This is a genomic window from Sphingomonas sp. CCH21-G11, assembly GCF_001555965.1.
In the GTDB taxonomy this organism is placed as follows: domain Bacteria; phylum Pseudomonadota; class Alphaproteobacteria; order Sphingomonadales; family Sphingomonadaceae; genus Sphingomonas.
The window spans coordinates 43,256-66,349 of sequence record NZ_LSHX01000054.1; the positions used below are offsets into that span (position 1 = coordinate 43,256).

Genomic DNA, 23,094 nt, shown 5'->3' on the forward strand with positions numbered 1-23,094 from the left:
GCGATGCGTTACGCCATCCGCCATGTGACCCGCTTCGACTATGCCGAGCCGGCGGCGTTCGCGCGTTGCAACCTCCGGCTGCGCCCGATCGCCTGGGACGGTCAGCGCCTGGAACGTCACCATCTGTCGGTCGAGCCGGGCGGCGAGATGACCGCGGCGAGCTTCAATACCGGCCTGGCCAACGTCACCCGGCTGGTGATCACCCAGCCGACCCGGACGCTGACGATCGAAAGCCTGGCCTGCGTCGCGGTCGACCGCGCGGTACCGATGCCGGCACCCGACGATCCGAGCGTCGCGGCGGTCGCGGCGGCGGCGCGATCGAGCGGCGACATGCGCGCCGCCGGCCCGGCCGCCTATCTCTTCCCCTCGCCCCGCATCCCGCTCGACGTCGACATCGCGCAATGGTGCGCCAGCGACCTCGATCCCGATCGCGGCGTCCTTGAGGCCGGCATCGCGCTGGCGCAGCGGATCCAGCGCGAATTCGCGTTCGACCCCACCGCGACGCTCGTCGACACCCCGCCCGCGGAGGCCTTTGCCAAGCGCGGCGGGGTTTGCCAGGATTTCGCCCAGATCATGCTGAGCGGGCTGCGCGCGGCCGGTCTGCCCGCCGCCTATGCCTCCGGCTATATCCGCACGCTGCCGCCGCCGGGACAGCCGCGGCTGGTCGGTGCTGACGCCACCCATGCGTGGGTGCTGATCTGGTGCGGGGCCGAACGCGGCTGGATCGGGGTCGATCCGACCAACGGCATCTGGATGGCGGGCGACCATATCGTCATGGCGGTCGGGCGCGACTATGGCGATGTCGCGCCGATCGACGGCGTCGTGCTGGGGTCGGGCGCGCAGGCGATGCAGGTGTCGGTCGATGTCGAGCCGCTGGCCGACCCGGCCTGATCGGCACCGCCGGAAGGCCCACCGTCTTTAATCGGGCGCCCCCGGCGACTAAGTGCTATGCCGCATCAACGCACCCCTTGGGGGTGCCAGGAACGGTTCGGAGACCAGATGGCTGATCCCTATGCGACGCTTGGCGTGGCGCGCACCGCGAGCGAGGGCGAGATCAAGAAGGCTTATCGCAAGCTCGCCAAGGAGCTGCATCCCGATTACAACAAGGACAATCCCCGGGCTTCGGAGCGGTTTGCCAAGGTCACGCAGGCCTATGACCTGCTGACCGACAAGGACAAGCGCGCCCGTTTCGACCGCGGCGAGATCGACGGCGAGGGCAATCCGACCGCGCCCTATGGCTTCGGTGCGGGGAATGGCGGCGGCTTTCGCCCCGGCGGCGGCCAGTTCGATTTTTCCGGCGAGGGCGGCGACTTCAGCGACATTTTCGAGGGGCTGTTCGGCCAGGGCGGCGGATCGCGCCCCGGCGGCGGTTTCGCCAGCGGTTTCGGCGGCTTCGGACGTCGTGCCCAGCCCAAGGGCGCGAACACCCCCTATCGCCTGGCGGTGCCGTTCGTCGATGCGGCGACGCTCGCGCCCCAGCGCATCACGCTGGGCGACGGCAAGACGATCGACCTCAAGCTCGCGCCCGGCGTCGACAGCGGCACCCAGTTGCGTCTGGCGGGCAAGGGCCAGCCGGGACCGGGCGGGCCGGGCGATGCGATCGTGACGATCGAGGTGCAGCCGCACCGCTACTTCACCCGCGACGGCGACGATGTCCGGCTCGACCTGCCGATCACGCTGGCCGAAGCGGTGCTGGGCGCGCAGGTCCGCGTGCCGACCGTCGAGGGCACCGTGATGCTCACTGTTCCCAAGGGCGCGACGTCGGGCAAGGTGCTGCGCCTGAAGGGCCGCGGCTTTCACAAGAAGGGCGGCGGGCGCGGCGACCAGCTGGTCACGCTGATGATCGACCTGCCGGTCGAGGATGACGCACTGGTCGAATTCGTCCGCGGCTGGCCGGGGCGCGACCGCCATGATCCGCGACGGCGATTGGATCCTTGAGCGCGGGCCGACCGTTTCCCGGTGACAGGCGGCACGAAGGGGGACGACGATGTCCGAAATCTGGTCGGTAACCAAACAGGTGGCGGTCAAGTCGGTCGAGCGCGGCTTCACCCATTCGGGCAACCTCGCCTATCTGTCGCTGCTGACCCTGTTTCCCTTCTTCATCGTTGCCGCCGCAGTCGCCGGCCTGTTCGGGCGCACCGGCGACGGTGAGCGCGCGCTGGTCGCTTTCCTGCGCACCGTGCCGCCCGATGTCGCCGACGTCCTGGCCGGGCCGGTCACCGACGTCATCGCGGCGCGGTCTGGCGCGCTGTTGTGGATCGGCGCGCTGGTCGGGCTGTGGACCACCGCGGGCTTCATCGAAACGATCCGCTCGATCCTTCGCCAGGCCTATGGCACGTCGATGAGCCGGCCGTTTTGGGAGTATCGATTGACCTCGATGGGGCTGATCATCCTCAGCGTCGTCATGGTCCTCGTCGCGTTCGCGCTGCAGGTGATCCTGACTGCGGTCGAGGCGTTCATCGTCCGCGTCCTGCCCTTTGCCCAGGATGCCGCCGATCTCGTCTCGCTGTCGCGGATCGCGCCGGCGGTCGCGCTGTTCGTGGCGATGTATTTCCTGTTCTACAGCCTGACGCCGGGCCGTTACCGTCGGGGATGTCCGAAATGGCCGGGTGCCCTGTTGACGACCCTGTGGTGGCTGGGCACCACCGCGCTGCTGCCGGTCGTGCTGGGGACGCTCGCCAATTACGACCTCACTTACGGCAGCCTCGCCGGGGTGATGATCGCCCTGGTGTTCTTTCAGCTGATCGGGCTGGGCGTGGTGATCGGCGCCGAATTGAACGCGGCGCTGGCGCAACGCAGCGCGACCGGGCTAGAAGGCGCGCCGGACGAAGACGCGAAGAGGGCGACGTGACGGGATTGATGGCGGGAAAGCGCGGGCTGATCATGGGGCTGGCCAATGATCGTTCGCTGGCATGGGGTATCGCGAAGAAACTGGCGGAACAGGGTGCCGAACTGGCGTTCACCTATCAAGGCGAGGCGCTCGAACGCCGGGTCCGCCCGCTCGCCGAACAGCTGGGCGCCCCGATCCTGATCGATTGCGACGTGTCGGACATGGCCAAGCTGGACGCGACCTTCGCGACGCTGGCCGAACACTGGCCGACGATCGATTTCGTCGTCCATGCCATCGGCTTTTCGGACAAGACCGAGCTGCGCGGACGCTATTACGACACCAGCCTCGACAATTTCCTGATGACGATGAACATCAGCGTCTATTCGTTCACCGCGATCGCGCGGCGCGCGCGCGCGATGATGCCGAACGGCGGCAGCCTGCTGACGCTGACTTACTATGGCTCGGAAAAGGTCGTGCCCCATTACAATGTGATGGGCGTTGCGAAGTCCGCGCTCGACACCTCGGTCAAATACCTCGCCGCCGACCTGGGTCGCGACAATATCCGCGTCAACGCCATCTCGGCCGGGCCGATCAAGACGCTGGCGGCGAGCGGCATCGGCGATTTCCGCTACATTCTGAAATGGAACGAACTGAACGCGCCGATGAAGCGCAATGTCACGATCGAGGATGTCGGCGGCGCGGGCCTCTATCTGCTGAGCGACCTGGCGAGCGGCGTGACCGGCGAAATCCACCATGTCGACGCCGGTTACAACGTGATCGGCATGAAGGCGGAGGACGCGCCGGACATCGCGCTCGCCTGATGGGCGCGGTGCTTGCCAAGCTCGGCTTCAAGCCCGGAATGACGGGCTGTGCGATCGGCCGACCGGATGCGCTGGCGGACGTGCTGCCGCTGCCGTCGGGGCCGGCCGACGACGCCGACCTGACCATCGCGTTCGTGACCGGTTCGGCGGATGTCGAGCCGCTCGCGGCGCGGCTCCTGCCCGCGCATCGTCCCGGTGCGCGCTTGTGGTTCGCCTATCCCAAGAAATCGGGTGCGATCCGCAGCGACATGTCGCGCGATACGGGGTGGCAGCCGCTGGCGGCGCGCGATTTTCTTCCCGTCACCCAGGTCGCGATCGACGCCGACTGGTCGGCGCTGCGCTTTCGCCCGCGCGCCGAAATCCCCAGGCTGACCCGCCAGTCGGAGATCGGGGCGCAATGAGCTTCAACAGCTTCGGCCGGGTATTCCGCTTCACCACCTGGGGGGAAAGCCACGGGCCCGCGCTCGGCGTGGTGATCGACGGCTGCCCGCCGGGCATCGCGCTGGGCGAAGCCGATATCCAGCCCTTTCTCGATCGCCGCCGGCCGGGGCAATCGCGCTTCACCACCCAGCGCCGGGAGCCCGATCAGGTCCGCATCCTGTCCGGCGTGTTCGAAGGGCGCACGACCGGCACGCCGATCAGTCTGATGATCGAGAATGTCGACCAGCGTTCAAAGGATTATGGCGACGTCGCCCAGGCCTATCGTCCCGGCCACGCCGACTATGCCTATGACGTCAAATACGGCTTTCGCGACTATCGCGGCGGCGGGCGGTCTTCGGCGCGCGAAACCGCCGCGCGCGTCGCCGCCGGTGCGGTGGCGCGTCTGGTCATCCCCGAGGTGACGCTGACCGCCTGGGTCGAGGCGATCGGCGGCGACACCATCGATGCGACCCGCTTCGACCCGACCGAGATCGACCGCAATCCGTTCTTCTGCCCCGACCCCGTCGCCGCCGCGCGGTGGGAGGCCCGGATCGACGAGGCGCGCAAGGCGGGCTCGTCGCTGGGCGCGGTCATTGCGTGCGAAGCGACGGGGGTGCCCGGCGGCTGGGGTGCGCCGCTCTATGCCAAGCTCGACGCCGAGCTTGCCGCCGCGCTCATGTCGATCAACGCGGTCAAGGGGGTCGAGATCGGCGACGGTTTTGCGGCCGCGACGCTGAGCGGCGAGGCCAATGCCGACGCGATGCGCCCCGGCGCGGCGGGGCAGCCGGATTTCCTGTCCAACCATGCCGGCGGGATCGCCGGGGGCATTTCGACCGGCCAGCCGATCCGGGTGCGCGCCGCGTTCAAGCCGACCAGCTCGATCCTGACCCCGGTCGAAACTATCACCCGCGCGGGCGACGCGACCGAAATCGTCACGCGCGGCCGCCACGATCCGTGCGTCGGCATCCGCGGCACCCCGGTGGTCGAGGCGATGGTCGCGCTCGTGCTGGCCGACCAGAAGCTGCTCCACCGCGCGCAATGCGGGTGAACAACGCTGGCCGCGCCCGACGGCCAGTCGCGGCGTTCGGGCACTTCGCGGGTCAGCGGCCCCGATCGCGCGGCCAGCGGTTCGCCGCGCTATGGACCTCTGCGGCGTGACGCCCATTGTCCGGATGACCCCTTGGTCATCAGGAGTTTAGTTCATGCGTACCCGTACCCTCGCCAGCCTGCTCATCCTGTGTGGCTCGACCGCCGCGCTCGCCCAGGTGTCCCCGCCCCCCGGCGATCCGGATGCCGGCAACAACACCGTGATCACCAACGATGCGACCGAATCGGATCACGGCATGACGCCCGAAACGACGAAGCCGACCGATCCGACGCCGACGGACCCGACCACCGGCAACCCGACGCCCGCCGAGCCGTCGACCGACAACACCACCGACGACGCCGCGCCGTCGCCCGATCCGACACGCTGAGTCATGCCGCGTGCCGGGATTGCCGGGGTCCGGCAATCCCGGCGCGTGGCGTTGCAATCGCCGGTTGCCACGCTGTCGGTGCTTTGCTAGGGGCAGCCGCCTGCCAGCAGCCGGGGAAGCCCGGCCATCAGGATGTGCGGTCGTGGCGGAACTGGTAGACGCGCAACGTTGAGGTCGTTGTGGCCGAAAGGCCGTGGAAGTTCGAGTCTTCTCGACCGCACCATCCTTTACCGGCCTGGCCGGTGATCGCCGCCGCGGCGGCGTCGGCCCTCAATCCGAAGCGCTGTCGCGCGAAGGCGTTTCGACCGGCGTCGCGCGCGCCTGCGCCTTGCGGCGGCGCAGGTTTTCGCGCAGCGCCCGGGCCAGCCTTTCCTTGCGCGTCTGGTCCTCGTTCGTCATCGGCCCTTTGCTATCGCAGGCGGGTGCGCCTTGACAATCGGCCCGTCACCTGCACATAGGCCGCTCCCCGCCAAGCGGGGCGTCCCGAACGGGCGAGTGCTGCCGTAGCTCAGTGGTAGAGCGCATCCTTGGTAAGGCTGAGGTCGTGAGTTCAATCCTCACCGGCAGCACCATTTTCGTTCCGCGTCATTCCCACCAATAGGGCAGGCGCTTCGCGGTACCGGTGGCGACTTCGTTCATTGTCACCGGATCGTACATCCGCCCGCCCAGCATGACGCGATGGACCTTGTCCGAATTGCGGATGTCCTGGGTCGGATCGGCGTCGAGCACGACCAGGTCGGCGAGCTTGCCCGCCTCGATCGAGCCGATGTCGCGGGCCATGCCCAGCGACTTCGCCGCGGTGATCGTGCCCGCGGCAAGCGCCTGCACAGGGGTCATCCCGCCGCGCACGAACGACCAGAGTTCCCAATGGGTGCCGATCCCGGCCTGTTGCCCGTGCGCGCCGATCGACACCGGCACGCCGCGCGCGGCAAGCTTCGCGGCTTCGCGGGCATTGTCGTCATCGACGAAATTGCTGTCGGGCGCCTTGGTCACGCGCGCGCCTTCGGCGAGCAGCTGGGCGGGCGGGGTATGCGCCTTGAGCAGCGGATGTTCGTAGATGTTGGTCGCCTGGCGCCAATAGGGGTCGCCGGCCAGCCCGCCATAGCTGACCACCAGCGTCGGCGTGTAATAAGTCTGTGAGGCGGCGAAGAAGTCGACGACGTCCTTGTAGAAATATTCGAGCGGGACGTTGTGCTCGAGCGTCGAATTGCCGTCGGCGATCAGGTTCATGTCCATGCCGAACAGCGATCCGCCCTCGGCCACCACCTGCATTCCCTCCGCACGCGCGGCGGCGACGACCTGCTGGCGCTGTTCGCGGCGCGGCTGGTTGTAGTTCTTGACCGAATGCGCGCCCTGCGCCTTCAGCCGGCGCAGATGCGCGAGCGCGTCGTCATAGCCGTTGATCTCCGCATAGACATCGGCCGCCTTGGCCCCATAGATGATCTCGCCGGTCGAAAAGATGCGCGGGCCGAGCAGCGTGCCGGCACGCTGGCGCTCCTGGGCCACGAAGATGTGGCTGGCCTGGCTCGACGGGTCGTGGATCGTCGTGGTGCCGAGCGCAAGGTTCTGGACCAGCGACCAGTTCTGTTGCGGGACCAGATCGTCGTCGCCCTGTGGCCCGTGCGCATGCGCGTCGACGAAGCCGGGCACGATCGTCTTGCCGGCCAGGTCGATCGTGGTGGCGCCGGCGGGCAGCGTCATCGCAGCGAGCTGGCCGACCGCGACGATGCGGTCGCCCTCGATCACGATCGCGCCGTCGTCGATGATCCCGCCATCCGCCGCCGACATCGTCACGATGCGCGCATTGGTGAGCACCACCGTCCCGCGCGGTTTGGCGGCGTCGACCGGCATCGACAGGTCGACGCCCGTCGTCGGCGGGGTGAAGCGTGGCGCGTCCTTGGCCGGCGGGGCGGCGGGGAACAAGGCGGCGCGGTCGGCGCCGAGCAGCATCGGCCCCATGCTCCAGTGGAGCCGCGCGCCATTGCCCGACCAGTTGAGATAATCCGCACCGCCCGAGCTGACCCGGGTCACCGGCAGGCCGTCGGCCTTGGGCGCGACCGCCACGGCCTGGCCACCCGGCATCAGCGGCATGACAAAGGCTTCGTAATTCTGGCGGAACGCCACCGACTGGCCGTCGGGCGACACGACGAAGTCGCTCGCGAGCTCGCCGGTCGCGTGGGTGCGCCGCGCCTGGCCCGAAAGGTCGGCGGAGACGAGCTGGAGCTTGCCGTCCTTGCGCTCGACCCAGAACAGCCGGTCGTTGGCGCTCCCGAATTGCGGCCGGGTGCCGTCGCTGGCGACGAGCGCCGGGGTGCCGCCGCTGACGCCGACGCGATAGATGCCGGCATTTTCCGACCATCCGGGCGACGTCAGCCCGCCGCCTTCACCCCGTTCGAATACGATGGTGCGGCCGTCAGGCGAAAACGCCGGGCGGCGATAATGGCCGGGCTGGCTGGTGATGGTGCGCGGGGCGCCGCCGCCTGCCGGGACGATGCGCACGCTGCCCAGCTTCGCGTCGGTCCAGCCGACGAATACGATCGACTTGCCGTCGCGCGACCATGCGGGAAACAGTTCCAGTTCGTCGCCGCCGCGGGTCAGCCGCCTGGCCGTGCCGCCGGCGGTCGGCTTCACCCACAATTTGCCGAGCGATTCGAACACCACCTGTGCGCCGTCGGGCGACACGCTGGCGAAACGCACCATGCGGGTTGCGAGGCGATCCGGCGCGACGGTGATTTGCGGGTGCGGCGCGTCGGCGACGGCGCGGGTGTCGTTGACCCGGAACGGGATGACCGCCGCCTTCGATCCGTCCGCGTCGACGCGGTTGATCTTGCCCTTGGCCCAGAACAGCAGCGACTTGCCGTCGGGCGTCCACGCCATGTTGGGATAGACCCCGGTGACCGCCCAGGTTTCCTGCACGTCCTGGTCGAGCAGGTCGGAAACCTTGCGCTCCGCGCCCGACACCATGTCCTTGATGTAAAGCTTGGACCGCGTCGCCTCGCGCCGGACGAATGCCAGCTTGGTCCCGTCGGGCGACGGCGTCGGCCGCACCGATCCGCCCAGCCCCGCGACCGCGGTCGTCGTCTCGCCGCTCGCCAGGTCATAGCGTTCGATATGGAACAGGTCGGTGTTCGAATCCTGCGCATATTCAAAGATCGGGCCCGGCGTCACATTGCGGGTGAAGAACACCGATTTGCCGTCGCGCGCATAGACGGGCTCGCCCAGTTCCTTCTGGTGCTGCTCGTTCGGCCGCTTGACCAGCTGGACCCCGCCGCCGCCCGACACATGGTAGAGCCAGACCTCGCCCGTGCCCAGCGAACGACCGGTGGTGAAGTGCTTCTTGGCGACGATGAACTGGCCGTCGGGTGACCAGCTCGGCTGGTTCAAGAGGCGGAAATCCTCCTTGGTCACCTGGCGCTTGTCGCTGCCGTCGACGTTCATCACCCAGATATTGTCGCCGCCGCCCCGGTCGGAGGTGAACGCGATGCGCCGCCCGTCGGGCGAGAAGCGCGGCTGCACTTCCCACGCCAGCCCGTCGGCGATCCGCGTCGCCGCGCCGCCGGCGATCGGCATGGTGTAGATGTCGCCCAGCAGCGTGAACGCGACCGTCCGTCCGTCCGGGCTGACGTCCAGGTCCATCCAGCTGCCCTCGTCGGTGTCGATCGGCACCTGGCGCAACGTCGCCCCCGTGGGGGCGTTGACGTCCCATTTCGGCTTGTCTTCCTGGGCATTCGCGGCGGGGGCGGCGAGCGCGAGGGTTAGCGCGAGCGCGCTGACGGTGGTGCGGATCATGGGGGTGCTCCCTGGGACGGCGTTGCTTGTGCCGGAAGCTATCGGTCGGCGAGCGAAGTGCAAGCGTTGATCGCCGCGACCGGGCGGCGGACGCGCCCGGCATGGTCATCGCCTTCGTCGCGTCGTGCGGATGAAGGCTGGATTTGCGGATGCCTAATTCGTCCTGTCTTGAGAACGACTTGCCGCGGCAAGAAACGAATAGCGCAATTATAGAAAAATTGCTTGATACGATGTATAGACCCAGTAGTGGATGAGGATAGATTAGACGGGCCACCATAAAAAGAGAGGGGCTCGCAAGCATATGTTTAACAATACTGTCATCACATTTGACGATATCGTGCTCGGTTCGGGACAGGAGGCCCGGATCGGCGACGGTTACGCTGGCTTCAATTGGTCGCAGACCGCGATCCTGTCCGTTGATGGGACGTTGCCGGGCTATACCGCGACATCGGGGTCGAACATCGCGTTCATCGCGGAAGCGGGCGGCACGGAAATTGGCGGCTACGAGGATGCGGCCGCCGGATCGGCGCTCGTCTTTACTCGCGATCGCCCCTTCGACCTGATCTCGGCCGACCTGTCGGCGGCATTCCGCAGCGGGCTGAATATCGGCGTTACGGCCTTTGCCGACGAAGCGGGCACGATTCCGCTCGGCACGGTAACGCTGGTCGTCAATCAGGGTGCAACGACGTTCAGCTTCGACCCCGCGCTGTTCGGCGGGGCGCGTCGCGTCGAGATCAACGCCAATGACGGCGATAGCAGCACGCTCGACTATTTCGGTATCGACAACCTTACCGTCCGCGATACCGTCACCGTCATCACCTTCGACGATATCGCGCTCGCAGCCGGGCAGGAAGCGCGGATCGGCGACGGCTATGCCGGGTTCAACTGGTCGCAGACCGCGGTTCTGTCCGTCGACGGGTCGCTGCCGGGCTATACCGCGACATCGGGGTCGAACATCGCGTTCATCGCGGAAGCGGGCGGCACGGAAATCGCCGGCTACGAGGACGCGGCCGCCGGATCGGCGCTGGTCTTCAGCCGCGAAGCGCCCTTCGACCTGCTTTCGGCGGACCTGTCGGCGGCGTTCCGCAACGGCCTGAACATCAGCGTCACCGCCTTTGCCGACGAAGCGGGCACAATTCCGCTCGGCACGGTCAATCTGTCGGTCGACCAGGGTGCGGAAACGTTCAGCTTTGATCCGGCGCTGCTCGGCGGAGCGCGCCGTGTCGAGATCAATGCCAATGACGGCGACGGCAGCACGCTCGATTATTTCGGCATCGACAACCTCACCTTCCGCGACGCTGCCCCCGCATCGGGCGCACCGACCAATGTCGGCACGCGCGACGCCGGGCGGGTCATCTTCGCGTCGGACGAGTCGATCGCGGCGGGTCCCGAGCTGCTCGGACCAGGCGCGTCGCTCGAACTCGCGGTTGGACTGTCGGTGCCGGCGTCGACCGCCACCGAACTTCTCGGCACCGGGTCGCTATAAGCTGACGGCCCGACGAATGAGGTGCCGGCCCGATCGCAACGGGTCGGTACCTCGATCAGCGTCGCAACAGGAACACCGCGTGCTCGGCCAGTACGTTCGCCCAGGACGAACGCGTGGCGCCGCCATTGGCGAGGAACCAGCGCCCCTCCACCCGGATGCCGCGCGCGCGCACGAACGCGTGAAAGTCCTCGATCGTCAGATGGTGGATGTTGGGGGTGTCGTACCAGCGCATCGGCAGCAGGCGGGTCACCGGCATCCGCCCGCCGGTCAGCAGCGACACGCGGTTGCGCCAGTGCGCGAAATTGGGAAACGACACGAACGCCCGCTCGCCGATGCGCAGCAGATGGTCGAGCACCAGGTCGGGCCGACGCGTCGTCTGCAGCGTCTGGCTCAGGATCGCATAGTCGAAGCTCTTGTCGGGATAGCCCGCCAGATCGGTGTCGGCATCGCCCTGGACGACCGACAGCCCGCGCGCGACGGCGGCGGCGACGTTTTCCGCGTCGATCTCCAGCCCGCGCGCATCGACGCCGCGGTCGTCGCGCAGCGCCGCCATCAGCTGGCCGTCGCCGCAGCCGATGTCGAGCGCGCGCGCGCCGGTGGCGACGTTGGCGGCGATGATCGCCAGGTCCGGGCGCAGCGCGGTCACTCCCCCGCCCTCAGGAACCCGTCGATCACGCGGTTCAGTTCGGGACTTTCCAGCAGAAAGGCGTCGTGACCGAACGGGGAATGCAGCTCGACAAAGCTCGCGCGCGCGCCGGCGGCGTTGAGCGCGTGGACGATCGCGCGCGATTCGCTGGTTGGATAGAGCCAGTCGGTGTCGAAGCTGACGATGCAGAAGCGCGCCCGGCTGTCCCGGAACGCATTGGCGAGCAGCCCGCCATGCTCCTCCGCCAGGTCGAAATAGTCGAGCGCGCGGGTGATGTAGAGATAGGCGTTGGCGTCGAACCGGTCGACGAAACTGATTCCCTGGTGGCGCAAATAGCTTTCGACCTGAAAATCCGCGTCGAAACCGAACGACTTGGCGTCGCGCCCCTGCAGCCGGCGGCCGAACTTGGCGGTTAGGCCAGCCTCCGACAGATAGGTGATGTGCGCGGCCATCCGTGCGACCGCCAGGCCCGCGGCAGGCGGATCGTTGTCGGCATAATAATCGCCGCCGCGCCAGCGCGGATCGGCCATGATCGCCTGGCGCCCGACTTCGTGAAAGGCGATGTTCTGGGCCGAATGGCGCGCGGTGGCGGCGATGACCACCGCGGCTTCCACGCGATCGGGAAAGGTCGCCGCCCAGCCGAGCGCCTGCATGCCGCCCATCGACCCGCCGACCACGGCGCGCAGCCGGGGGATGCCGAGATGGTCGAGCAGCATCGCCTGCGCCTTCACCATGTCGCGGATGGTGATGACCGGAAAGCCCATGGCCCAGGGCGCGCCGGTCGCCGGGTTGACCGTCGCCGGGCCGGAGGATCCCATGCAGCTGCCGATGACATTGGCACAGATGACGAAATGCCGCGCCGGGTCGATCGGCTTGCCCGGTCCCACCATGCGCGTCCACCAGCCGGGCTTGCCCGTTACCGGATGCTCGGATGCCACGAACTGGTCGCCGGTCAGCGCGTGACAGATCAGGATCGCGTTGGCGGCGTTTTCGTCGAGCGTGCCATAGGTTTCATAGGCGATGTCGACCGGAGAGAAGAGCACCCCGCTGTCCAGCCGCAACGGGCCGGGCAGCGTGACAGTGCGGCGCAGGCCGAAACGGTCGTCATCGGGCATGGCGCGCAGTTACGGTGCGGCAACGGCCGGTGCAAGCGGAGTGCATGAAGCATGCTTTGATCCCGCATTTTGTAGGCAGACGGTTCACGTCACCCCGAACTTGATCCGGCATCCCGTTGCCTGATCCCGACGAAGAAAAGCGGGACCCGGGCGCAAGGCGGGGGTGACGTTAATCGCTGGTCAGTCTTCCGGGGCCCCCGGCGGGCGCGGGGAGGCGTGAGGTTGCCCGGTTCAATCTCCAGCCACCCGTTCGTGTCGAGCGAAGTCGAGACACGTTTCTCGACTACGCTCGAAACGGACGGAAGGGTAGGGAGAACGGACGGGAAGCCGGGAAGGCTGGTGCACCCACCCCCGCCGCTTGCCAATCCAGCCCGCTTGCGCCAATCGGCTGGGCCATGAACGCACCCACGCCCAAGCCCTGGATCATGGCGATCGCCCCCTATGTCCCCGGTCGATCGAAGATCGACGGCGTCACCGTCCGTGCCAAGCTGTCGTCGAACGAAAATCCGCTCGGCTGCTCGCCGCACGCCGATGCCGCGTTTCGCGCTGCGAACGATACGCTCGCGCGCTATCCCGACGCGGCGGCCGGCGACCTTCGCGACGCGATCGCCGCCGTCCATGATCTCGATCCCGCGCGCATCATCTATGGCACCGGATCGGACGAGGTGCTTCACCTCGTCGCCGGGGCCTATGCCGGGGCCGGCGACGAAGTGGTGTTCGTGCGCTACGGCTTTTCGGTCTATGAGATCGCCGCGCGGCGGGTGGGCGCGACACCGGTGATCGCCCCCGATCGCGACTATGCGACCGATGTCGATGCGATCCTGGCGGCGGTGACGCCCCGCACCCGCATCGTCTATGTCGCCAATCCCAACAATCCGACGGGCACATTCACCCCGCGCGCGGAAATCGCGCGGCTTCATGCGGCCCTGCCCGCCGACGTCATGCTGGTGATCGATCAGGCCTATGCCGAATATATCGACGCGGACGAGGACGATCATGCGCTCGAACTCGCCCGCACCCGGCCCAATGTGATCGTCACGCGCACCTTCTCGAAAATCTACGGTCTGGCCGCCGAACGGATCGGCTGGGGCTATGGGTCGGCCGACGCGGTCGCGGCGATGCATCGCATCCGCGCGCCGTTCAACATCACCACGGCGGGTCAGAAGGCCGCGATCGCCGCGCTGGCCGATCAGCAATTTGTCGCGGACACCCGCGCGCATAACGCCAAGTGGCGTGCCTGGCTCGAGGACGAGGTAAAGGCGCTCGGCAATGCCGGGCTGCGCAGCGTGCCGTCGCGCGCCAATTTCCTGCTGGTGCTGTTCGAAGGCGCGGTGAGCGCGGAGGCCGCCTACAACGCGCTGATGGCGCGCGGCTATATCGTCCGCTGGCTGCCCGGTCAGGGCCTGCCCCACGGCCTGCGCATCACCATCGGCACCGAGGAGGAGACGCGCGGGCTCGCGCAGGCGCTGCGCGAGATTGTCGGCAGCTGATGGACGGCATCACCCGTGTCGCCATCATCGGCCTGGGGCTGATCGGATCGTCGATCGCGCGCGCGGTCGCCACCGACCTGCCCGATTGCCCGGTCAGCGGCTATGATGCCGACCCGAAGGTGCGCGACACCGCCCGTCGGCTGGACCTGTGTGCGCGGATCGACGAGGATTCCGCCGCCGCCGTCGCCGATGCCGATCTGGTCATCCTGTGCGTGCCGGTGGGCGCGATGGCGGCCGCTGCCCGCGCCATCGCGCCGGGGGTGCGCACGGGCACGATCATCAGCGATGTCGGATCATGCAAAAGTAGCGTCGTCGAGGCGCTGCAGAACGCGCTGCCGGGTCATGTTGTCATCCCCGCCCATCCGGTCGCCGGCACCGAGCGCAGCGGCCCGGAGGCGGGCTTTGCCACGCTGTTCCGCAACCGCTGGTGCATCCTGACCCCGCCCGACGGCACCGACCCGGCGAATGTCGCCCGCCTGTCGGCCTTCTGGCAGGCGCTGGGCGCGCAGATCGAAGTGATGGCGCCCGACCATCATGACCGCGTGCTGGCCGTCACCAGCCATCTGCCTCACCTGATCGCCTATACCATCGTCGGCACCGCGTCGGACCTGGAGGAAGTCACCCAGTCCGAAGTCATCAAATATTCGGCCGGCGGCTTTCGCGATTTCACCCGCATCGCCGCGTCCGACCCGACGATGTGGCGCGACGTGTTCCTGGGCAATCGCGAGGCGGTGCTCGACATGCTCCAGCGTTTTTCAGAGGATCTGAGCGCGCTGCAACGCGCGATCCGCTGGGGCAAGGGCGACGAACTGTTCGATCTGTTCAGCCGCACCCGCGACGTGCGCCGGTCGATCGTCGAGCAGGGTCAGGACGACCCGCGCGAGGATTTTGGGCGCACCCATGACTGAGCGCGTTCAGGCGCGTCGCTGCGCTGCCTCCAGCCACATCAGCCGCGCCACCATCGGCAGCAAGGCGATGCACGCGGTCGCGAACACCGCAATGCCCCAGGGCAACAGTTTCATGCCCACCGCACGCGCGCGCGGCGCGATCAGGTAGAAGGAAATCGTGACGGCTGACAGCAGGTCGAACCACACCTGGTTCCCGGCCAGATTGGTGGTGTGGTTGACCCAGAACTGGATCAGCCCTTCGCCAACAAATGTGACCGCCGAAAAGGCGATGAACGCCGCAGCGATCAGCGCGGGGAACAGCCAGGACGACGCGGCCGCTTCGCGTCGCGTCGCGACCAGCAGGATCACGACGACCGCCAGAACATAGGCCAGGATCGGCAATATCTCGAGCGTTGACATGGACGGGCTTCTCCGGGCCTGCGTGTAGCGGGTGCTACACTTCCGCCCGTTGTAACGCAAGCTACACGCCCGGGTTCCCGTCGGTGGCCGGCATTTCCAGCAGATTGATCGCGGCATGGACCCGCGCCTCGATTTCCTCGCGTGGCAGTCCGGCGGGGATCATCTCGCCCAGGCGCATCGTCACGATGCCGGGGTGCATCGGCCCGCTGCGCGGCCACACCCGCCCGCTGTCGAGTGCGATCGGCACCACCGGCAGCCCCAGCATCTTGTAGAGCCCGGCAAAGCCCGACTGGAGCGGCGGCTGTTCGCCCGGGCGCACGCGCGTCCCTTCGGGAAAGATCAGGATCGAACGGCCCTCCGCCACGATCGCCTTGCCTTCGCGCAGCATGCGCCGCAGCGCCGCCGCCGAAGCCTGGCGGTTGACGATGATCGAGCCATAGCGCCGCGCGGTCCAGCCCCAGACCGGGATGCGGCTCAGCTCTTCCTTCATCACCGGCGCGGGCATGCCGAGCCGCGAGGTCAGCTCGAAGGTTTCCAGAAACGCCTGATGCTTCGCGGCGAACAGCACGGGGCGATCGGGCGGCGTGCCCTCCATCCGGATCTCGATCCCCATGACGATGCGCGCGATCCAGTGATACATGCGCATCCAGGCCCGCGCATGTGCCCGTACCGCGGGGCGACCGAACAGCGCGCTGACCGGGGCGGCGAGCACCACCGGCACCGAAAGCCCGTAGAAGAGCGCCCGGAACGCCCAGGTGCGCGCGATATCGCCCGCCCGCGCGCTCATGGTCCCACCCCCAGCCACAGCGCGACACGGCGGATCAGGAACTTGTGATACTCGCTGAACAGCATCGACAGACGCGGCTGGGTCGGAACGGGATCGCCCAGGATCTCGACCCCCGGGCCGAGCGCGGCGTGCAGCTCCATGCGCGCACGGGCCATGTGCCAGTCGGCGGTGACCAGGCGTACGCTGCGCACGCGGTTGGCAGCGACCCATGCGGCGGTTTCGTCGGCATTGGAGCGCGTATCGACTGCCTCCTGGCCCAGATCGATACAGCAATCGAACAGCGCGATCGGGGCGTCATAGGCCTTGGCCAGCTCGTGCGGGCGGACATCGGGATCGACGCCGGTGACCAGCATGCGCCGCGCCATCCCACGCCGCATCAGCGCGATGCCCCGGTCGATCCGGCCCGGCCCGCCCGTTGGCACCACGATCGCATCGGTGCGCATGCCAGCGACGGGCCGGCCCAGCGACAGCATGAACGCCGCGAAGCCGAGCGCCCAGACCAGCACCAGCAGAGCGAGCGCGCGCAGCATCACAGTTGCTGGCGCAAGGTGGCGACGACGGACAGGCGCGCCGCGATCATCGCCATGACCGAGAACGCCACCGGCAGCAGCGCGAGCAGCCCCCATTCGCCCGGGCCGAGCGCGGCGCTGCCGAGCAGTTCGGACCCCAGCGTCATCAGCCGCCATTGCAGCCCCGCGATGACCGCCAGCGCCGCCACCGCGCCGATCAGCCCGCCGACCAGCGTCTGGCCGGCGATGCGGCGCTGGAACAGGCGCGCCACCTGGCGATCGGTCGCCCCCAGCATGTGCAGCACGTCGATCGTCGCGCGGTGCGTGTCCAGCCCCGCGCGCGCCGCCAGCAGCACGACGATCGCGGTCGCCAGCGCCATCAGCACGATCATGCCCAGCGCCAGCCAGCCCAGCGTCGCGATGAATCCGCGTACCGGGGCCAGCCAGCGGGCATGGCGGTCGACGCGCGCATCGGGAGCGCGGGCACGGATCGCCGCCTCAACCCGGTCGACAATCGCGCGGTCGCCGCTGGCCAGGTCGACATCGACCATCGCGGGGATTGGCAGCTCGCCGTCCAACCCCGCCTCGCCCAGCCAGGGGCGCAGCAGCTCGCCCAGTCGCCGGCGATCGACCTCGGCCGCGCGCACGACCTCGGGCATGCGCCCGAGCTCGCGCACGAGCAGCGCGGTGGCGCGGTCGCGCGCCTCGGCGCGGGGCTCGACGATCTGGATGGTCAGCCGCCCGGCAAGCTGGCGGTCGAGCCCGCGCGCCGCACCGGCCATGCCCAGCCCCAGCGCCCCGGCGAGCACGGTCAGGAACACCATGATCGCCATGATCCACGTCATCGCGCGCGTCTGCTTGCCCGCGTCGAGCAGGCGGCGGTCATGCGGTGGCGCGGTGAGCGGCAATTTCATGCGTCGGCCTGTTGCGGCGGAAAGCGCAGCGATCCGGTGGGATCGGCCAGCCGCCCGCGGTCGATCCGCATCATGTGCGCATTGGGAATACGGCTCAACAGGTGCAGGTCGTGGGTCGCGACGACCACTGTCGTTCCCAGCCGGTTGAGGCTGTCGAACAGGTGCAGCAGGCGTTCGGCCATGTCGGGATCGACGTTGCCGGTGGGCTCGTCGGCGACCAGGATCTCGGGGCGGACGATCACCGCGCGCGCGATGGCGATGCGCTGCTGCTCGCCGCCCGACAGCATCGGCGGACGATCGTCGGCACGGTCGAGCAGCCCGACCCAGGCCAGCATCTCGCGCACGGGCGCTTCGATCTCCTGTTCGGCCATCCCCGCGACGCGCAGCGGCAGCGCGATGTTGTCATAGACCGACAGATGCGGGATCAGCCGGAAATCCTGGAATACCACGCCGATGCGGCGGCGAAAGCCCGGCAGCCGGCTGCGCGGCAGCTGGCCCATTTCCTCGCCGAACAGCCGGACGACGCCGCGGGTCGGCCGCTGCGCGAGATAGAGCAGCTTGAGCAGCGACGTCTTGCCCGCACCGGACGCGCCGGTCACGAAATAAAAGGCGCCGGTGGCGAGCGTGAAGCTGACGTCGGACAGCGTTTCCGCGCCGGTGCCATAGCGCAGGCCGACATTTTCGAACTGGACGATATTGGCCATTCGCGCGCGGGGTCCACTCCAGCATCAGGCGTTGGAGTCCGCGCCATCGCACGTCGCCGCGCCACGCTCAAGCGCGCCAAACCACCCCCTTGCCAGCAACCCTCTTGACATGCGAAGATTCATCAATCGGTGCGATTGCCCAGTGCCAGCGAAAAGCCTGTCCCATGATTCTCGAATGCACGGAGTGCAAGACCCGCTACCTGGTGCCAGACTCCGCGATCGGGCTGGAGGGGCGGACCGTTCGTTGCGCCAATTGCCGGCACAGTTGGTTCCAGACCCCGGCCGGCTTCGTGGCCCCGGACGTCGCACCGCCGGTCGCGCCCGCACCGCCCAAGCCCACCGCGCCCAAGGCGGAGCCGCCCAGCGTTGCGCCCGTCGCCCCAGTGGCGGTGGAGGAACCCGTTGCGGCTGCGCCCGCCTGGCACAATGCCGTCCCTGATCCGGCGATCGGCGATAGCGAAGCACCCGTCCGGCGACCGCGTCGCAACCCCGCGACGCGATGGACGATCGCCGCAGCGGTCGCGGGCGTGTCGATGCTGCTCGGCACCGCGGCGATCCTCTATTCGGGGGCGCCCGGCATCGCCGCGCAACTCGGCCTTGCGATCGGCAGCGACGAAACCCCGCTCAAATTCACCGACCGCTCGGTGGAGCGGCGCAACCTGGCCAGCGGCAGCGAATTGTTCGCGGTGTCTGGCCGGCTGAGCAATCCGACCGCGACCCGCCAGCGTGTGCCCGACATCCGCGCCGACCTGCGCGATGCGCAGGGCCGGCTGGTCTATAGCTGGACGATCACGCCGCCGCAGCGCGTAATCGGGCCCAGCGGAGTCGTCGAATTCAACAGCGCCAAGCTCGACGTGCCCGCCAATTCCAAAATCCTCGAGCTGAGCTTCGTTTCGGGAATCTAGGTTCTGTTTAGGCTCCGCTGAAACAGCGCGGCACCGGCCCGCTCCCCCACCCGGTCACTCACGAGCCTATCCTGACGGGTGCCGGTCGAGGGAGCGGGCCGGTGCCGATTCAGCAAGGCAGAAAACGAGTCCAGCGCCGGGACAGGGTTCAGTCGTTCGCCAGCCGCCAGTTCAACCGCGTGCCCGCGTGAAACGGGACGAGCGCGCTGCCGGCCGCGGCGATGCGATCGGGTACGTCGCAGCCGTCGCGCACCAGCGTGATCACGTCGTCATTGACCGACAGACGGTAAAAGGCCGGACCCGCGAGCGATGCGAAGGTTTCGAGCCGGTCGAGCGCGCCTTCCTCCTCGAACACCTGTGCATAGCTTTCGATCGCATGGGGCGCATTGAAGATGCCGGCGCAGCCACAGGCGCTTTCCTTGCGTTCGACGACATGGGGTGCGCTGTCGGTGCCCAGGAAGAACTTCATCGATCCCGATGTCGCCGCCGCGCGCAGCGCCAGCCGGTGGCGCTCGCGCTTGGCGACGGGCAGGCAATAGGCATGCGGGCGGATACCGCCGTCGAACATCGCGTTGCGGCTGAGGTGAAGGTGCTGCGGCGTGATCGTCGCGGCGATCCGCGCGTCGCCATCGGTCACGAACGCGACCGCATCGGCCGTGGTGATATGTTCGAACACGATGCGGAGCGCCGGGAAATCCGCCATCAATCCGGTCAGCACGCGGTCGATGAACACCGCCTCGCGGTCAAAGATATCGATGTCGCCATCGGTAACTTCGCCATGGATCAGCAATGGCATGCCCACGCGTTGCATCGCCTCGAACACGCGCGCCAGCCGGGTGATGTCGGTCACCCCGTGCGCGGAATTGGTCGTCGCATGCGCGGGATAGAGCTTGCACGCGGTGAACACCCCCTGCTCGAACCCGCCGACGATCTCGTCCGCATCGGCATCGTCGGTCAGGTAGCACGTCATCAGCGGGGTGAAGCCGGGCCCGGCGGCGGCGCGGATGCGGTCGCGATAGGCCCGTGCGTCGGCGATGCGCACGACCGGTGGTGACAAATTGGGCATGACGATCGCGCGCGCGAACTGGCGCGCGCTAAAGGGCGCGACCGCGGCGAGCATGTCGCCATCGCGCAGGTGCACATGCCAGTCGTCGGGGCGGCGGATGGTCAGGCGTTCGGTCATCCCGCCGCTTTAGCTCGCCACCCTCCCGCCCGCCAGTCCGCGCAAGGCGGCTTGGGTTCGGCTGCGCCGCTGCCTATGTAGATGCAATGGACAATTTCGACGCAGCAGCGGCGACCCGGCTCGACGATCGCGCCGTCGTGCGCATCGCCGGCGATGATGTTCGCGGGTTCCTGCAGGGGCTGGTGACCAATGACGTCATGGCGGTCGCCCCGGACCGGCCGGTCTGGGCCGGTCTGCTGAGTCCGCAGGGCAAGGCGCTGTTCGACTTCATCCTGTGGGACGGTGGCGATGGCGCGATCCTGATCGACTGCGAGGCAGCCGAGGCGCCCGCGCTGACCCAGCGGCTCACCCTTTATCGCCTGCGCCGCGCGATCACGCTGACACCGGCAACGGCAGGCGTGCACTGGTCGCGCGAGCCCATACCGGGCGCGGCGGCCGATCCGCGGCTCGCTGCGCTCGGCTACCGCTGGCTCGGGCCTGCCGCCGGCGATTCGGCGTCGGACGAATGGCGCCGCCACCGGCTGGCGCTTGGTGTCGCCGAGGGCGCGGGCGAGCTAGGCCGGGGCGAGACGCTGTGGCTCGAGGCGAACGCGCGTGAGCTGAACGGCGTCAGCTTTGCCAAGGGTTGCTATGTCGGTCAGGAAAATACCGCGCGCATGCACCATCGCGCCAAGGTCAATCGGCGGCTGGTCATCGCGCCGATCGCCGCGGAAGGGCCGCGCACGCGATGCCGCTATCCCGATCTCGGCCTGATGATCGAGCTGCGCCGCGTCGACGACCTCGGCGATGCGCACATCCCCGCCTGGCTGGCGGCGGCGCTGGCCACCGACCGGGCGGAAGAACAGGCTATGGGCAATCCGGCCCCGGCCGCCTAATCTTGCGACCTGAACCGTCTTTTGCTGGAACCCTGCCGATGTCCGACCATGCCTCCCGCCTCGCCGCGCTTCGCCAGCAGCTTGCCGCCGACCGGCTCGACGGGTTTGTCGTGCCGCTGACCGACGAACATATGAGCGAATATGTCGGCGACTATGCCCAGCGTCTTGCGTGGCTCACCGGCTTTCAGGGGTCGGCGGGCGCGGCGGTGGTGCTGCCCGCCGAAGCCGCGATCTTCACCGACGGCCGCTACACGCTCCAGGTCCGCGAGCAGGTCGATCCCGCCAGCTGGAGCTATGTGTCGGTGCCGGCGACCAGCATCGCCCAATGGCTGGGCGAGCATGCACCGCAGGGTGGGCGGATCGGTTATGATCCGTGGCTGCACACCCGCGCCTGGGTTGACGAGGCGCGACGCGCGCTCGCGGACAAGGGGGCGGAGCTGGTCGCCGTCGATCGCAACCCTGTCGACGCGATCTGGGATGGCCGCCCCGCGCCGTCGGACGCGGTCCTGACCCCTTATGACGAGGCGCTGGCCGGGCGCAGTTCTGCGGACAAACGCACCGAGGTCGCCGACTGGCTCGCCGATCGCGGTGCCGATGCGGTGGTCTTGTCCGCGCTCGATTCGATCGCGTGGATGTTCAACGTGCGTGGGCAGGACGTCAGCCACACCCCGGTCGCGCTGGCCTATGCGCTGGTCAATGCCGACGCCACCGCCGACCTGTTCGTCGCCCCCGAAAAGATCACCGATACGGTGCGCCAGCATCTCGGCAACGGGGTGCGGCTGCATGACCGCAGCCAGTTCGCCCAGGCGCTGCGCGGCCTGGCGGGCAGGCGCATCGCCGCCGATCCGGAGCGTGCGGTCGCCGCGATCTTCGACGCGCTCGATTCGGGCGGGGCGCGCATCCTTTCGGTGCGCGATCCGGCCGTGCTGGCAAAGGCAGTGAAGAACCCGGCGGAGATCGGCGGTCATCGCGCCGCGCAGGCGCGCGACGGCGCGGCGCTGTCACGCTTCCTGCGCTGGTTCGAGGGCGAAGCGCCCAAGGGCGCGTTGACCGAGCTCGACGCGGCGGCGCGGCTTCAGCAGTTCCGCGCCGAAACCGGCCTGCTGCGCGACCTGTCGTTCGACACGATTTCGGCGACCGGCCCGCACGGGGCCATCCCGCATTACAAGGTAACGGCGGAATCGAACCTCCGCATCACGCCCGGCACGCTCTATCTGGTCGATTCGGGCGGGCAATATGCCGACGGCACCACCGACGTGACTCGGGTGATGCCGGTCGGCACCCCAACCGCCGAGATGCGCGACCGCTTCACCCGCGTGCTCAAGGGGCATATCGCGATCGCGACGGCGATCTTTCCCGCTGGCACGACCGGTGGCCAGCTCGACAGCTTCGCGCGTCGGCCCCTGTGGGAAGTGGGGCTCGATTATCCGCACGGCACCGGGCACGGCGTGGGCGCCTATCTTTCGGTGCATGAAGGGCCGCAGCGGATCGCCGCGCCCAACTATCCCGGCGGCGGGCCCGCGGAGCCGCTGCGCGCGGGCATGATCCTGTCCAACGAGCCCGGCTATTACAAGGCGGGCGACTATGGCATCCGCATCGAGAATCTGGTGCTGACCGTCGAACGTGAGGTCCCGGGCGCGGAAGCCCCGATGCTGGGGTTCGAGACGCTGACCTTCGCCCCGATCGAGCGCACGCTGATCGACCCTGCGCTGCTGACGTCTGCCGAGCGCGACTGGCTCGACGCCTATCATCGCGACGTGATCGCGCGGATCGCGCCGCAGCTCGACGGTGCCGATCGTGCTTGGCTGGAGGCGAAGTGCGCGCCGATCTGATCCGCG

The 23,094-nt window shown here is 68.4% G+C and carries 23 protein-coding genes and 2 tRNA genes; 15 read left to right on the plus strand and 10 right to left on the minus strand.

Features of this window, described 5'->3' with window-relative positions; genetic code table 11:
* The first annotated feature begins 3 nt into the window (after positions 1-3).
* The 8 genes from AX676_RS14825 (at position 4) to AX676_RS14860 (ending at position 5,769) form a co-directional block, all read left to right on the plus strand.
* A complete protein-coding gene (locus AX676_RS14825) occupies positions 4-891 on the plus strand; it encodes a transglutaminase family protein (RefSeq protein WP_066483480.1) in 888 nt (295 codons plus the stop codon).
* Positions 892-999: 108 nt separating this feature from the next.
* A complete protein-coding gene (locus AX676_RS14830; RefSeq protein ID WP_066483483.1) occupies positions 1,000-1,938 on the plus strand; it encodes a DnaJ C-terminal domain-containing protein in 939 nt (312 codons plus the stop codon).
* Positions 1,939-1,987: 49 nt separating this feature from the next.
* Positions 1,988-2,851, plus strand: coding sequence for a YihY/virulence factor BrkB family protein (locus AX676_RS14835; protein WP_066483484.1), 864 nt, complete (start codon positions 1,988-1,990; stop codon positions 2,849-2,851).
* Complete coding sequence (gene fabI / locus AX676_RS14840) at positions 2,848-3,651, plus strand: enoyl-ACP reductase FabI (RefSeq protein ID WP_066483485.1); 804 nt, start codon at positions 2,848-2,850, stop codon at positions 3,649-3,651. The genes AX676_RS14835 and fabI overlap by 4 nt, the downstream gene beginning before the upstream one ends.
* Positions 3,651-4,052, plus strand: coding sequence for a hypothetical protein (locus AX676_RS14845; RefSeq protein ID WP_066483486.1), 402 nt, complete (start codon positions 3,651-3,653; stop codon positions 4,050-4,052). The genes fabI and AX676_RS14845 overlap by 1 nt, the downstream gene beginning before the upstream one ends.
* Positions 4,049-5,119: a chorismate synthase gene (gene aroC / locus AX676_RS14850; RefSeq protein WP_066483487.1), complete on the plus strand. Its 1,071-nt coding sequence runs from the start codon at positions 4,049-4,051 to the stop codon at positions 5,117-5,119. The genes AX676_RS14845 and aroC overlap by 4 nt, the downstream gene beginning before the upstream one ends.
* Before the next feature lie 154 nt (positions 5,120-5,273).
* A complete protein-coding gene (locus AX676_RS14855) occupies positions 5,274-5,546 on the plus strand; it encodes a hypothetical protein (RefSeq protein ID WP_066483489.1) in 273 nt (90 codons plus the stop codon).
* Positions 5,547-5,682: 136 nt separating this feature from the next.
* Positions 5,683-5,769, plus strand: a tRNA-Leu gene (locus AX676_RS14860).
* A 47-nt stretch (positions 5,770-5,816) separates the two neighbouring features.
* Here the strand turns inward: AX676_RS14860 and AX676_RS18480 are convergent.
* Positions 5,817-5,945 carry a hypothetical protein gene (locus AX676_RS18480; protein ID WP_269450175.1) on the minus strand — a complete coding sequence of 43 codons (129 nt, stop codon included), beginning with the start codon at positions 5,943-5,945 and terminating at the stop codon, positions 5,817-5,819.
* A 98-nt stretch (positions 5,946-6,043) separates the two neighbouring features.
* On the opposite strand from AX676_RS18480, the gene AX676_RS14865 reads away from it, so the two are divergent.
* Positions 6,044-6,118: transfer RNA gene (locus tag AX676_RS14865), tRNA-Thr, on the plus strand.
* Between the two features lie 13 nt (positions 6,119-6,131).
* Here AX676_RS14865 and AX676_RS14870 read toward each other — a convergent pair.
* The gene (locus AX676_RS14870) at positions 6,132-9,335 is read right to left on the minus strand and encodes an amidohydrolase family protein (RefSeq protein ID WP_066483492.1); all 3,204 of its coding nucleotides are present in this window, start codon (positions 9,333-9,335) and stop codon (positions 6,132-6,134) included.
* Positions 9,336-9,636: 301 nt separating this feature from the next.
* On the opposite strand from AX676_RS14870, the gene AX676_RS14875 reads away from it, so the two are divergent.
* Positions 9,637-10,821: a hypothetical protein gene (locus AX676_RS14875; protein WP_066483493.1), complete on the plus strand. Its 1,185-nt coding sequence runs from the start codon at positions 9,637-9,639 to the stop codon at positions 10,819-10,821.
* A 55-nt stretch (positions 10,822-10,876) separates the two neighbouring features.
* On the opposite strand, the gene metW is transcribed toward AX676_RS14875, so the two are convergent.
* Positions 10,877-11,467: a methionine biosynthesis protein MetW gene (gene metW, locus AX676_RS14880; RefSeq protein WP_066544436.1), complete on the minus strand. Its 591-nt coding sequence runs from the start codon at positions 11,465-11,467 to the stop codon at positions 10,877-10,879.
* Positions 11,464-12,582, minus strand: a complete 1,119-nt coding sequence (gene metX, locus AX676_RS14885) for a homoserine O-acetyltransferase MetX (protein WP_066483496.1) — start codon at positions 12,580-12,582, stop codon at positions 11,464-11,466. Before metX ends, metW begins: the two co-directional genes overlap by 4 nt.
* Before the next feature lie 395 nt (positions 12,583-12,977).
* Here metX and hisC point away from each other — a divergent pair, with 395 nt between their 5' ends.
* Complete coding sequence (hisC, locus tag AX676_RS14890) at positions 12,978-14,072, plus strand: histidinol-phosphate transaminase (protein ID WP_066483499.1); 1,095 nt, start codon at positions 12,978-12,980, stop codon at positions 14,070-14,072.
* Positions 14,072-14,980: a prephenate/arogenate dehydrogenase family protein gene (locus tag AX676_RS14895; RefSeq protein WP_066483500.1), complete on the plus strand. Its 909-nt coding sequence runs from the start codon at positions 14,072-14,074 to the stop codon at positions 14,978-14,980. Before hisC ends, AX676_RS14895 begins: the two co-directional genes overlap by 1 nt.
* 6 nt (positions 14,981-14,986) lie before the next feature.
* On the opposite strand, the gene AX676_RS14900 is transcribed toward AX676_RS14895, so the two are convergent.
* The 5 genes from AX676_RS14900 to ftsE all read right to left on the minus strand — a co-directional run bounded on the left by AX676_RS14900 (position 14,987) and on the right by ftsE (position 18,293).
* A complete protein-coding gene (locus AX676_RS14900) occupies positions 14,987-15,379 on the minus strand; it encodes a hypothetical protein (RefSeq protein WP_066483504.1) in 393 nt (130 codons plus the stop codon).
* Positions 15,380-15,440: 61 nt separating this feature from the next.
* On the minus strand, positions 15,441-16,166 hold the full coding sequence (locus AX676_RS14905) for a lysophospholipid acyltransferase family protein (protein WP_066483506.1): 726 nt from the start codon (positions 16,164-16,166) through the stop codon (positions 15,441-15,443).
* Positions 16,163-16,696, minus strand: coding sequence for a YdcF family protein (locus AX676_RS14910; RefSeq protein WP_197417070.1), 534 nt, complete (start codon positions 16,694-16,696; stop codon positions 16,163-16,165). Before AX676_RS14910 ends, AX676_RS14905 begins: the two co-directional genes overlap by 4 nt.
* On the minus strand, positions 16,696-17,589 hold the full coding sequence (locus AX676_RS14915) for a cell division protein FtsX (RefSeq protein WP_066483511.1): 894 nt from the start codon (positions 17,587-17,589) through the stop codon (positions 16,696-16,698). The genes AX676_RS14910 and AX676_RS14915 overlap by 1 nt, the downstream gene beginning before the upstream one ends.
* On the minus strand, positions 17,586-18,293 hold the full coding sequence (ftsE, locus tag AX676_RS14920) for a cell division ATP-binding protein FtsE (RefSeq protein ID WP_066483513.1): 708 nt from the start codon (positions 18,291-18,293) through the stop codon (positions 17,586-17,588). Before ftsE ends, AX676_RS14915 begins: the two co-directional genes overlap by 4 nt.
* Positions 18,294-18,457: 164 nt before the next feature.
* Between ftsE and AX676_RS14925 the strand changes: the two genes are divergently transcribed.
* Positions 18,458-19,198 (plus strand): zinc-ribbon domain-containing protein, encoded by a 741-nt coding sequence (locus tag AX676_RS14925; protein ID WP_066483515.1) that lies wholly within the window; start codon positions 18,458-18,460, stop codon positions 19,196-19,198.
* Between the two features lie 148 nt (positions 19,199-19,346).
* Here the strand turns inward: AX676_RS14925 and pyrC are convergent, their stop codons facing one another.
* Positions 19,347-20,381 (minus strand): dihydroorotase, encoded by a 1,035-nt coding sequence (gene pyrC / locus AX676_RS14930; protein WP_066483516.1) that lies wholly within the window; start codon positions 20,379-20,381, stop codon positions 19,347-19,349.
* A gap of 86 nt (positions 20,382-20,467) precedes the next feature.
* On the opposite strand from pyrC, the gene ygfZ reads away from it, so the two are divergent.
* Positions 20,468-21,256, plus strand: coding sequence for a CAF17-like 4Fe-4S cluster assembly/insertion protein YgfZ (gene ygfZ / locus AX676_RS14935; RefSeq protein ID WP_066483518.1), 789 nt, complete (start codon positions 20,468-20,470; stop codon positions 21,254-21,256).
* A 38-nt stretch (positions 21,257-21,294) separates the two neighbouring features.
* Positions 21,295-23,088, plus strand: a complete 1,794-nt coding sequence (locus tag AX676_RS14940; protein WP_066483521.1) for an aminopeptidase P family protein — start codon at positions 21,295-21,297, stop codon at positions 23,086-23,088.
* The last annotated feature ends 6 nt before the right edge of the window (positions 23,089-23,094 follow it).

Excerpts from the sequence above, each read along its gene's own strand:
- aroC (WP_066483487.1), top strand. The coding sequence starts at position 4,049 with ATGAGCTTCAACAGCTTCGGCCGGGTATTCCGCTTCACCACCTGGGGG.
- AX676_RS14900 (WP_066483504.1), bottom strand. The coding sequence starts at position 15,379 with ATGTCAACGCTCGAGATATTGCCGATCCTGGCCTATGTTCTGGCGGTC.
- pyrC (WP_066483516.1), bottom strand. The coding sequence starts at position 20,381 with ATGACCGAACGCCTGACCATCCGCCGCCCCGACGACTGGCATGTGCAC.
- AX676_RS14835 (WP_066483484.1), top strand. The coding sequence starts at position 1,988 with ATGTCCGAAATCTGGTCGGTAACCAAACAGGTGGCGGTCAAGTCGGTC.
- AX676_RS14825 (WP_066483480.1), top strand. The coding sequence starts at position 4 with ATGCGTTACGCCATCCGCCATGTGACCCGCTTCGACTATGCCGAGCCG.
- AX676_RS14830 (WP_066483483.1), top strand. The coding sequence starts at position 1,000 with ATGGCTGATCCCTATGCGACGCTTGGCGTGGCGCGCACCGCGAGCGAG.
- AX676_RS14905 (WP_066483506.1), bottom strand. The coding sequence starts at position 16,166 with ATGAGCGCGCGGGCGGGCGATATCGCGCGCACCTGGGCGTTCCGGGCG.
- AX676_RS14875 (WP_066483493.1), top strand. The coding sequence starts at position 9,637 with ATGTTTAACAATACTGTCATCACATTTGACGATATCGTGCTCGGTTCG.
- AX676_RS14870 (WP_066483492.1), bottom strand. The coding sequence starts at position 9,335 with ATGATCCGCACCACCGTCAGCGCGCTCGCGCTAACCCTCGCGCTCGCC.
- hisC (WP_066483499.1), top strand. The coding sequence starts at position 12,978 with ATGAACGCACCCACGCCCAAGCCCTGGATCATGGCGATCGCCCCCTAT.
- metX (WP_066483496.1), bottom strand. The coding sequence starts at position 12,582 with ATGCCCGATGACGACCGTTTCGGCCTGCGCCGCACTGTCACGCTGCCC.
- AX676_RS14895 (WP_066483500.1), top strand. The coding sequence starts at position 14,072 with ATGGACGGCATCACCCGTGTCGCCATCATCGGCCTGGGGCTGATCGGA.
- AX676_RS14915 (WP_066483511.1), bottom strand. The coding sequence starts at position 17,589 with ATGAAATTGCCGCTCACCGCGCCACCGCATGACCGCCGCCTGCTCGAC.
- AX676_RS14910 (WP_197417070.1), bottom strand. The coding sequence starts at position 16,696 with ATGCTGCGCGCGCTCGCTCTGCTGGTGCTGGTCTGGGCGCTCGGCTTC.
- AX676_RS14845 (WP_066483486.1), top strand. The coding sequence starts at position 3,651 with ATGGGCGCGGTGCTTGCCAAGCTCGGCTTCAAGCCCGGAATGACGGGC.
- AX676_RS14925 (WP_066483515.1), top strand. The coding sequence starts at position 18,458 with ATGATTCTCGAATGCACGGAGTGCAAGACCCGCTACCTGGTGCCAGAC.
- ftsE (WP_066483513.1), bottom strand. The coding sequence starts at position 18,293 with ATGGCCAATATCGTCCAGTTCGAAAATGTCGGCCTGCGCTATGGCACC.
- AX676_RS14855 (WP_066483489.1), top strand. The coding sequence starts at position 5,274 with ATGCGTACCCGTACCCTCGCCAGCCTGCTCATCCTGTGTGGCTCGACC.
- ygfZ (WP_066483518.1), top strand. The coding sequence starts at position 20,468 with ATGGACAATTTCGACGCAGCAGCGGCGACCCGGCTCGACGATCGCGCC.
- AX676_RS18480 (WP_269450175.1), bottom strand. The coding sequence starts at position 5,945 with ATGACGAACGAGGACCAGACGCGCAAGGAAAGGCTGGCCCGGGCGCTG.
- AX676_RS14940 (WP_066483521.1), top strand. The coding sequence starts at position 21,295 with ATGTCCGACCATGCCTCCCGCCTCGCCGCGCTTCGCCAGCAGCTTGCC.